This window comes from Lyngbya sp. CCY1209 (genome assembly GCF_035615495.1).
GTDB lineage: Bacteria > Cyanobacteriota > Cyanobacteriia > Cyanobacteriales > Microcoleaceae > Limnospira.
In genome coordinates this window covers 1-7,603 of record NZ_JAJENU010000607.1, presented here as the reverse complement: position 1 = coordinate 7,603, position 7,603 = coordinate 1, and the positions used below count along the sequence as shown (strand labels likewise).

Sequence of the window (7,603 nt, the reverse complement as noted above, 5' to 3'; positions counted from 1 at the left end):
AAGTCAGTCAGGCTCAGCCTGCATTTACTGTTTGACCCCAGAATCCCCGTCGCTGTCTTCGCGGGGAGTTTGTCAAATTGACTGGCGGGAATGATTGGTGGAGCTGCTGCTCGTTTCGGTTTTCCCGTCGAATTCCTCCTTTTCGGGTCTGTAAGTCCATTTTGTCCGATTACTTACACGAACTCGTAGATTGCTTTTTTCTCTCGCACCTTCCGGAAGATCCCCCCGACCGATGACCCATCGAGATTCAGAAATTTTAGTCGTCGAAGATAATTTTTCCGACCTGCATTTGTTGGTCAATCTGCTCTCGAATGCGGGGTATCGGGTGCGGGTCGCCCAGACGGGGAAATTGGCGATCGCATCCGTTCAAAGCCGCAAACCGGGCCTGGTGATGCTCGACATCAAACTCCCGGATATCGACGGCTACACCTTGGGTTGCCAACTCCAATCCCTGCATCCGAACCCCTCCGTGCCGATCATTTTTGTCAGTGCTTTGGATGAATCCGAATGCAAGGTCCGGGCTTTTCAGTCGGGGGGGGTGGACTATCTCACCAAACCTTACCAACCTCAAGAGGTTCTCGCCCGGGTGAAACTGCACCTCACCCACGCCGAATTGCAGCGGCAACTCGAAGCCCAAAACGACCACCTCCGCGAACATGAAGAGCGGTGGCAGTTGATGATGCGGGGGACGGGGGACGGTATTTTCGACTGGAATATCGGGACGGGATGCCTGTTGATGTCGGCCCAATATTGCACGATGTTGGGTTATAAAAAGGACGAGCTTTGCCCCAAAATTGAAACTTGGAAAGGGTTGTTGCATCCGGTCGATCGCGATCGGGTTTTGCGACAGTTGGACGCCTATCTCGACCGCCGGATTTCTGAGTTTGCGATCGAATATCGCCTCCGCTGCAAAAGTGGGGGTTACAAGTGGATTTTCGCCCGGGGACAGGCGGTGTGGAACGGGACGGGAAAGCCGCTGCGGATGGTGGGGACGCACCAGGATATCGACGACCGCAAACAGGCGGAGTCCGCCCTCCGCTACAGCGAACAAAAATTTCGGACGGTCTTCGATACCATTGCTTCGGGACTGCTGATCATTTCTCCCCTGTGCGGTCTGCTGGAAGTGAATGATACCCTCTGCCAGATGTTGGGTTATTCTGAGTCGGAATTGCTGGCGATGGAGATCGAGGATCTCATCGATCCGACGGACCGCCGTCTGACTTCCGACGTTTTGAAAAAATTGTGTTTCGGGGAATTGTCTTCCTATCAAATCGAGCAGCGTTTTATGACTAAAAATGGCCGGTCAATTTGGGGACTGTTCAACGCGACGATTATGGAAACTCCCGGTCAAGTCCTCTATACGATCGCCCAAATTGTGGATATCAGCTCACGGAAGGCGATCGAACAGATGAAAGATGACTTCATTTCCACCGTCAGCCACGAACTCCGCACTCCCCTCACGTCCATCCAGGGGTCGCTGCTGTTGCTCTCTTCCGGACTGTACGACAATCAACTCGAACAAAAAAAAAAGATGTTGGAAATTGCCACCCAGGAAACCGTCCGCCTGGTGCGCTTGGTCAACGATATTTTGGACTTGCAACGGCTGGAGTCCGGACAAGTCGTATTGGTCAAAGAAAGCTGCAATGTCGCGGATTTGATCGCCCAATCTGTGGCGGTGATGGAACCCCTCGCCAGCCAAGAAAAGGTGGCGGTTGTCAGCCACGCTGTCGAGGAAAAAGTGTGGGCGGCCCACGATGCGATCGTGCAAACGTTGACCAATTTGATCGGCAATGCCATCAAGTTTTCTGAACCCGATTCTGAGGTGAAAGTGAGTGCCCAACTTCGGGAAACAGACGTTCTCTTTGTCGTCCGGGATTGGGGATGCGGGATTCCGGCAGATAAACAAAAACTGATTTTCGAGCGGTTCCAACAGGTGGATATGTCCGACAGTCGCAAAAAAGGCGGGACGGGTTTAGGCCTGTCCATCTGTCAAAATATCGTCCACCAACACGAGGGAAAAATATGGGTCGAAAGTCGGACGGGCGAAGGGAGCACTTTTTATTTTACGTTGCCCCGGGCGTGATAGAATAGGGAGTGGGGAGTAGAAATAAATTTCTAACTTCTCACTCCTCCCGAAGCAAGGAATCTAAAATTAGGGTGCCTGGCTTGCGCCCCGACAATCTAAAATTAAAAAATGAGTCAATTATTTAAGTTTGAAGATGATTTCGTGTCCTCCTTGCGGTGTATTCCGATGGCGGTTCGCTACAAGTTGGACACCTGCGGCGTGAAGCTGAAATTGGCCCACTGGAATCAGTTCGATCTCGAGGTCCGCCGGCGGTTGGTGGAGGAACCGGCGGAGACGGGGGAAGAAATTGATGCCTATCGCAATTTGCTGCAAGATTTTGCCGCGCGGTACACCGACATCCCCCTCAAAGATCTGCCCGTCGAGGACAATCCGCCCTGGCAAAATGGCGATCGCATCCCGGAAGCGGTGCTGCAAAAAGCGGCGGAAACCGAGACGGAAATCTCCCCCGAACAGTGGAAACACCTGACCCCGCTGCAACGCTTCGCCTTGATCAAACTCAGCCGTTCCAGCCACGAAAATGCGAATTTTATCCCGGCATTGAGGGAATTTAATATTCTCACTTAATATAAAATCCGGTTAGATATCCAAACCGCTTGTCGAGGGTGACGGGGATGGGGAGGTTGGGAGGAAACCGGAAAACTCTCCACCCTACACCCTATACCCTAACAAATGCGGGGCAACTGTTCTCCACTCAGCAGGTCGATGATGCGGGTGGCGCCGATTTTACTCCGCATCGTCACCCGTGCCCCGGTGCGATCGCCCACCGTTCCGATCGCGCAGGCACTCGATTCTTTTTGTTGTAAAATCGCTAAACTTTTCTCCCGATCTTTTTCGGGGATAAAGGCGACGAATCGCCCCTCGTTGGCGACATAAAGGGGGTCGAATCCGAGGATTTCGCAGGCGCCCCCCACGTCTTCCCGGACGGGTATTTTATTCTCGTCGATGGCGATTTTCAGGTCGGTGGCGGTGGCAATTTCATTCAACGCACTCGCCAACCCCCCTCGGGTCAAATCCCGCAGGCAGTGAATGTCCACTCCCGCATTTAACAACTCCAAAACTACGTCCGCGACGGGGGCCGAATCGCTCTCGATGGTGGTTTCAAATTCCAACCCCTCCCGCACTGCCATGATGGCGATGCCGTGGCGTCCGAGGTCGCCGCTCACCAAAACGGCATCTCCGGACTGTACGGACGTTGGAGAAATGGCGAGGGGATGTTCGATGATTCCGACTCCGGAGGTGTTGATAAAAATGCCGTCACCCTTGCCGCGATCGACGACTTTTGTATCGCCGGTGACGATTTTAACGCCGGCTCGTTTTGCCGCCATTTGCATGGCTTGAATGATCCGCCAAAGTGTCGTCATCGGCAACCCTTCTTCCAGGATAAAACCGACGCTGAGATAGAGGGGGCGGGCGCCCGCCATTGCCAGGTCGTTCACCGTCCCGTAAATCGCCATCGAGCCGATATCTCCCCCCGGAAAAAATAGCGGATTGACGACGTAAGAATCCGTCGTCATGGCAATTTTTTGACCGGGTAAAGTCAGGGTGGTCGCGTCGTGGGGAATTTCCGTCGCCGTGCCGAAGGCGGGACGAAACATTTGGTCGATCAACTGGTGCATCAACCGTCCGCCACCGCCGTGGGCCAGCAGGACGTGGGGATAATTTTGAATGGGGATCGGACAGGTGAGGGTCAAATCTTGGTTGGCTTCCATTTTCGGATTGGTCGGCTGCAAATTCGGCTCGTTTTGGCGTTTCTTCCGTCGGGTGTTATAACTATAACATCTTCTGTGAAAATGTTAAAATCCCGATGGTTGGATTCTCGCCGTGAACCGTCAATTTTACACCGATCGCCGCTTTTGGATCTACGCGATCGCCTTATTTGTGGGATATACCCTCGCCGGTTGGTTTCTGGCCGCATTTGAGGCGCCTGGCTTCGTGTGGTTGGGGATGTTGGGAATGACGCTGCATTTGGCGAAGGCGGGTACCGAGGCGATTATTGTGGCGAATGCTTGGGTAGTGTCCGTGATGTTCGTGGGGGCGGTTCTCAAGACCTGGCCGACTGTTTGGCTGCCGGATTTGCCGATGCGGAATGCGTCGCTGTGGGCGATGATTTTGATAGGATTGTGGGGGTTCGCGATCGCTTTGGTGATGGGGTTGGCGTGGGGGCCGCGTCTCCTGGAACGGTTCGGTTTGAAGCCGGAACGCCACTTTTATTTTTTGTTGGGAATTCCCGCCTCCGGCTTCGGTTTGGGGTGTTTAATTTTTTACCTCGGTTGGTTTCCCTGATGGAAATGATTTATTGATCGGCAATATTCGGCTATTATAAAAGGAGATACCGGGGCAGTGACAGAGCGATCGCAGCGGCCAGAAACCATCAACTCGTCCGACTATCGGTTGAGAACGCCGGAGGATTATTTGCAAGGGATGGATGCCGAGATTTTGCACAGTTTCGATGCCCGACAGCGGCAGGCGATCGAGCGGCTTTTGCGGGATGCCATTCCCAAACCTTCCCCCAAAGTTGTCGATTTGAGGTTTACTGTTGATCTGATTTTGGGTCGCTTTTATGTGGTTTTATTTGTCGGTAAAGAACGCCGTCGCGGGGTCCGTTCTTACCTCCCGGCGAGGGCGACTCAGGTCGGAAATGCGATCGCGGCGATCGTCCTGTTGGTCGGTTTGAACCTGCTGATCACGTCGGTTTTATTTCTATTGCTGTACTTGCTCAAATCGGCTTTGGGGATCGACTTATTTTCCGGGGAACACCTGATCGACAAGTTGAATAAATTTTGAGCAGATATCGCCTTAAAAATGATCTCTCAGTCGGAGTTCAATTAAGATCGGGATTCGGAACCCGACTGCCGCCGTACTTTCGCGGATGGAGATGCTACAATCATCCAATTATTTGCGCGGTACAATATTACCCGTAATCTTGACGAGTTTATCGCCTAAAGGGCGATACTTTCGAGCAAATCCCACTGCCGACAATCGACGATCATTTGGCTGATCAACTCGAACATCTGATGGCAGTGGTTGTTGAGTTTGAGGGGCAATTCCTCATTTTTAATCATCAGGGTCATTTTCGTCTCGTTTTCCGTAGAGGTGGCGGTGTCAAATACCACCTCCGCCGTCACCAGTTTGGCGATCGAAGCTTGACCGATCGCCTCCCGGCCGATCAGGGAACTCGGGGTTTGATAGGTAATCTCAATATTGCAGGCTTCCAGCATTTCAATCAAGATTTCCCGCACATATTCAATCTCCACGGCCATTACAAAAAACCCGGTGTAGCGAGCCATAATTCACTCCAAATTGATGAAAATTGACAATCGCCCTCAGTCGTGCTGAAGGGGGCGTTGGACTGCGGTCGAACCGCCGAGGATGGGATGTCCCGCACCGCCACAGACTCAATCTCCCAAACCCCGATCTATTTTACAGTGAAATTCAGTGAATTCAGTCATCCAAAACTCTTTTTTGACCCCATCGGCGCTAAAATTGACTTGGGGTCGATCGCACTGACCCCCCGAAAAGCTACTGAAATTTGCAGCGAAACGACCCGGGTCAGCACATCTAAGGAAAAAATTGCGATCGCCAACAAGGAAACGGAATGGAAAAGTCCAAACAAATGCGCGGAAAATTGATTGTATTTGAAGGCATTGAAGGCTGCGGAAAAACCACACAAATTCGGGCAATTGAGGGCTGGTTGCGGGAAAAATTGGGTTCGGACGGGCTGGAAATTGTCGTGACGCGAGAACCGGGGGGGACCCGACTTGGCCAACATTTGCGAGAATTGCTGCTTCACTGCGACGAAAAAGCTCTCCTGAGCGATCGCGCCGAATTGCTGTTGTACGCCGCCGACCGCGCTGAGCACGTCGGGGGACTTCTCAAACCGCACCTGGCACGGGGTAATATGATTTTATGCGATCGCTTCACCGATTCCACCGTCGCCTACCAGGGCTACGGCCGGGGCTTGGATTTGGGTGAAATTGACGCTCTCAACCGCATCGCCACGGGGGGGCTCGAACCCGACCTGACCCTGTGGTTGGACGTCCCCGTAGAGGCCGGACTCAACCGCGTCCAAGTCCGGGGAAACGGCGATCGCATCGAACGGGCGGACTTGGAATTTCACCGCCGAGTCCGGGAAGGATTCGCCCACCTCGCCCGCACCCACCCCCACCGCATCGTCCGCGTCTCGGGCAATGCAGACCGCGATCGCGTCACCCGAGACATCCAAACCATTTTAACCCAATATTTGATAAAATGGAAAATAATTGATTAATTTTTAATGATTAATTGTGAATTAAAATGACCGACCCATTTTCTCCCTTAGTCGGACAGCCCCAAGCCGTAGAACTTCTGACTCGGGCGATCGCCCTGAATCAGATCGCCCCCGCCTATTTATTCGTCGGGAGTCCCGGCATCGGACGCAGGTTGGCTGCCACCTGTTTTGTGGAATTGCTGCTGCAAGAACGGCGGACGGGGGGAACAGGAAATCCGGAAGACTATCGCCCATCCCTCAAGCACCGGGTAAACATGAGAAACCATCCCGATTTATTGTGGGTGGAACCGACTTATTTGCACCAGGGAAAACTCCTCACCGCGACCGAAGCCGAAGAGGCGAAGTTGAAACGCCGCGCCCCCCCGCAAATTCGCCTCGACCAAGTTCGGGAAATCGGTCAATTTCTCGGCCGTCCCTCCCTGGAAGCGATGCGATCGGTGGTGGTGTTGGAGGGGGCGGAAACGATGGCGGAGGCGGCGGCAAACGGCCTGTTAAAAACGTTGGAAGAACCGGGACGGGCGACTTTAATTTTGATCGCCCCCGGCGTCGATTCTTTGCTGTCCACCCTGATTTCCCGCTGTGCGAAAATCCCCTTTTATCGTTTGTCTGAAACGGACATGGCGGAGGTTTTGACGCGCAACCACTGCGGCGAAATTTGCTCCCATTCCGAGGTGATGGCGATGGCTCAGGGGAGCCCGGGACAGGCGATGGTCTGCTGGGAACAATTGCAGACCATCCCCACCGAATTGCTCGAAAAAGTCCGGCGGCAACCCCGAAATTTGCGGGAGGCTTTGGAATTGGCGGCGGAAATTGCGCGATCGCTCGACAACCCCGCACAATTGTGGCTGGTGGACTATCTCCAGCACTGCTACTGGCTGCAGTACCAAAACCGCGCCGAAAATTGGCAAACCGTCCCCGCCCTACTCCAACATCTCGAACGGGCACGACGGCATCTCCTCACCTACGTCCAACCCCGCTTGGTTTGGGAATGTACGTTGATGGCGTCTTGCTATTTATAGTCGGGGCTTTTCTGTGCTGCGGTGAAATCCTTCGCCGGATGGGGTGTCTATCGGGCGGCACATTCTCCCATGATTTAAGAATAGGTCAAGTCGAGGAATTTGTCAAGGGAAGTTATGGGAAATTTAGGGAGGGTTGGGGATGGATATTTGTTGCCACTCCGAACGGGTTGCGATTGGGGTGGGGATGGGAAAAGATAGCGATCGCACTCTGTGTCCTGGAGTGTCTGGTGT

At 53.4% G+C, this 7,603-nt stretch carries 8 protein-coding genes; 6 read left to right on the top strand and 2 right to left on the bottom strand.

The features are described from left to right. The first annotated feature begins 232 nt into the window (after positions 1 to 232). Together LKE08_RS22720 and LKE08_RS22715 are read left to right on the top strand one after the other, a co-directional pair. Positions 233 to 2,083 carry a PAS domain S-box protein gene (locus tag LKE08_RS22720; protein WP_324706550.1) on the top strand — a complete coding sequence of 617 codons (1,851 nt, stop codon included), beginning with the start codon at positions 233 to 235 and terminating at the stop codon, positions 2,081 to 2,083. A gap of 111 nt (positions 2,084 to 2,194) precedes the next feature. Next, positions 2,195 to 2,650 carry a nitrate reductase associated protein gene (locus LKE08_RS22715; protein ID WP_324706549.1) on the top strand — a complete coding sequence of 152 codons (456 nt, stop codon included), beginning with the start codon at positions 2,195 to 2,197 and terminating at the stop codon, positions 2,648 to 2,650. Between the two features lie 98 nt (positions 2,651 to 2,748). On the opposite strand, the gene hypE is transcribed toward LKE08_RS22715, so the two are convergent. Then, on the bottom strand, positions 2,749 to 3,795 hold the full coding sequence (gene hypE / locus LKE08_RS22710; protein ID WP_324706552.1) for a hydrogenase expression/formation protein HypE: 1,047 nt from the start codon (positions 3,793 to 3,795) through the stop codon (positions 2,749 to 2,751). Between the two features lie 112 nt (positions 3,796 to 3,907). Here hypE and LKE08_RS22705 point away from each other — a divergent pair, with 112 nt between their 5' ends. Both LKE08_RS22705 and LKE08_RS22700 read left to right on the top strand, forming a co-directional pair. After that, on the top strand, positions 3,908 to 4,369 hold the full coding sequence (locus LKE08_RS22705; protein ID WP_324706548.1) for a hypothetical protein: 462 nt from the start codon (positions 3,908 to 3,910) through the stop codon (positions 4,367 to 4,369). A gap of 57 nt (positions 4,370 to 4,426) precedes the next feature. Then, positions 4,427 to 4,870 carry a hypothetical protein gene (locus LKE08_RS22700; RefSeq protein ID WP_324706547.1) on the top strand — a complete coding sequence of 148 codons (444 nt, stop codon included), beginning with the start codon at positions 4,427 to 4,429 and terminating at the stop codon, positions 4,868 to 4,870. 155 nt (positions 4,871 to 5,025) lie between these two features. On the opposite strand, the gene LKE08_RS22695 is transcribed toward LKE08_RS22700, so the two are convergent. Further along, a complete protein-coding gene (locus LKE08_RS22695) occupies positions 5,026 to 5,373 on the bottom strand; it encodes a hypothetical protein (protein WP_324706546.1) in 348 nt (115 codons plus the stop codon). A 326-nt stretch (positions 5,374 to 5,699) separates the two neighbouring features. Between LKE08_RS22695 and tmk the strand changes: the two genes are divergently transcribed. Together tmk and LKE08_RS22685 are read left to right on the top strand one after the other, a co-directional pair. Further along, positions 5,700 to 6,353, top strand: coding sequence for a dTMP kinase (gene tmk / locus LKE08_RS22690; protein ID WP_324706551.1), 654 nt, complete (start codon positions 5,700 to 5,702; stop codon positions 6,351 to 6,353). 26 nt (positions 6,354 to 6,379) lie between these two features. Beyond that, positions 6,380 to 7,372: a DNA polymerase III subunit delta' gene (locus tag LKE08_RS22685; RefSeq protein WP_324706545.1), complete on the top strand. Its 993-nt coding sequence runs from the start codon at positions 6,380 to 6,382 to the stop codon at positions 7,370 to 7,372. The last annotated feature ends 231 nt before the right edge of the window (positions 7,373 to 7,603 follow it).

Bases quoted from the DNA above. Each gene is read 5' to 3' on its own strand.
- LKE08_RS22720 (WP_324706550.1), top strand. From the start codon at position 233: ATGACCCATCGAGATTCAGAAATTTTAGTCGTCGAAGATAATTTTTCC.
- LKE08_RS22715 (WP_324706549.1), top strand. From the start codon at position 2,195: ATGAGTCAATTATTTAAGTTTGAAGATGATTTCGTGTCCTCCTTGCGG.
- hypE (WP_324706552.1), bottom strand. From the start codon at position 3,795: ATGGAAGCCAACCAAGATTTGACCCTCACCTGTCCGATCCCCATTCAA.
- LKE08_RS22695 (WP_324706546.1), bottom strand. From the start codon at position 5,373: ATGGCTCGCTACACCGGGTTTTTTGTAATGGCCGTGGAGATTGAATAT.
- tmk (WP_324706551.1), top strand. From the start codon at position 5,700: ATGCGCGGAAAATTGATTGTATTTGAAGGCATTGAAGGCTGCGGAAAA.
- LKE08_RS22685 (WP_324706545.1), top strand. From the start codon at position 6,380: ATGACCGACCCATTTTCTCCCTTAGTCGGACAGCCCCAAGCCGTAGAA.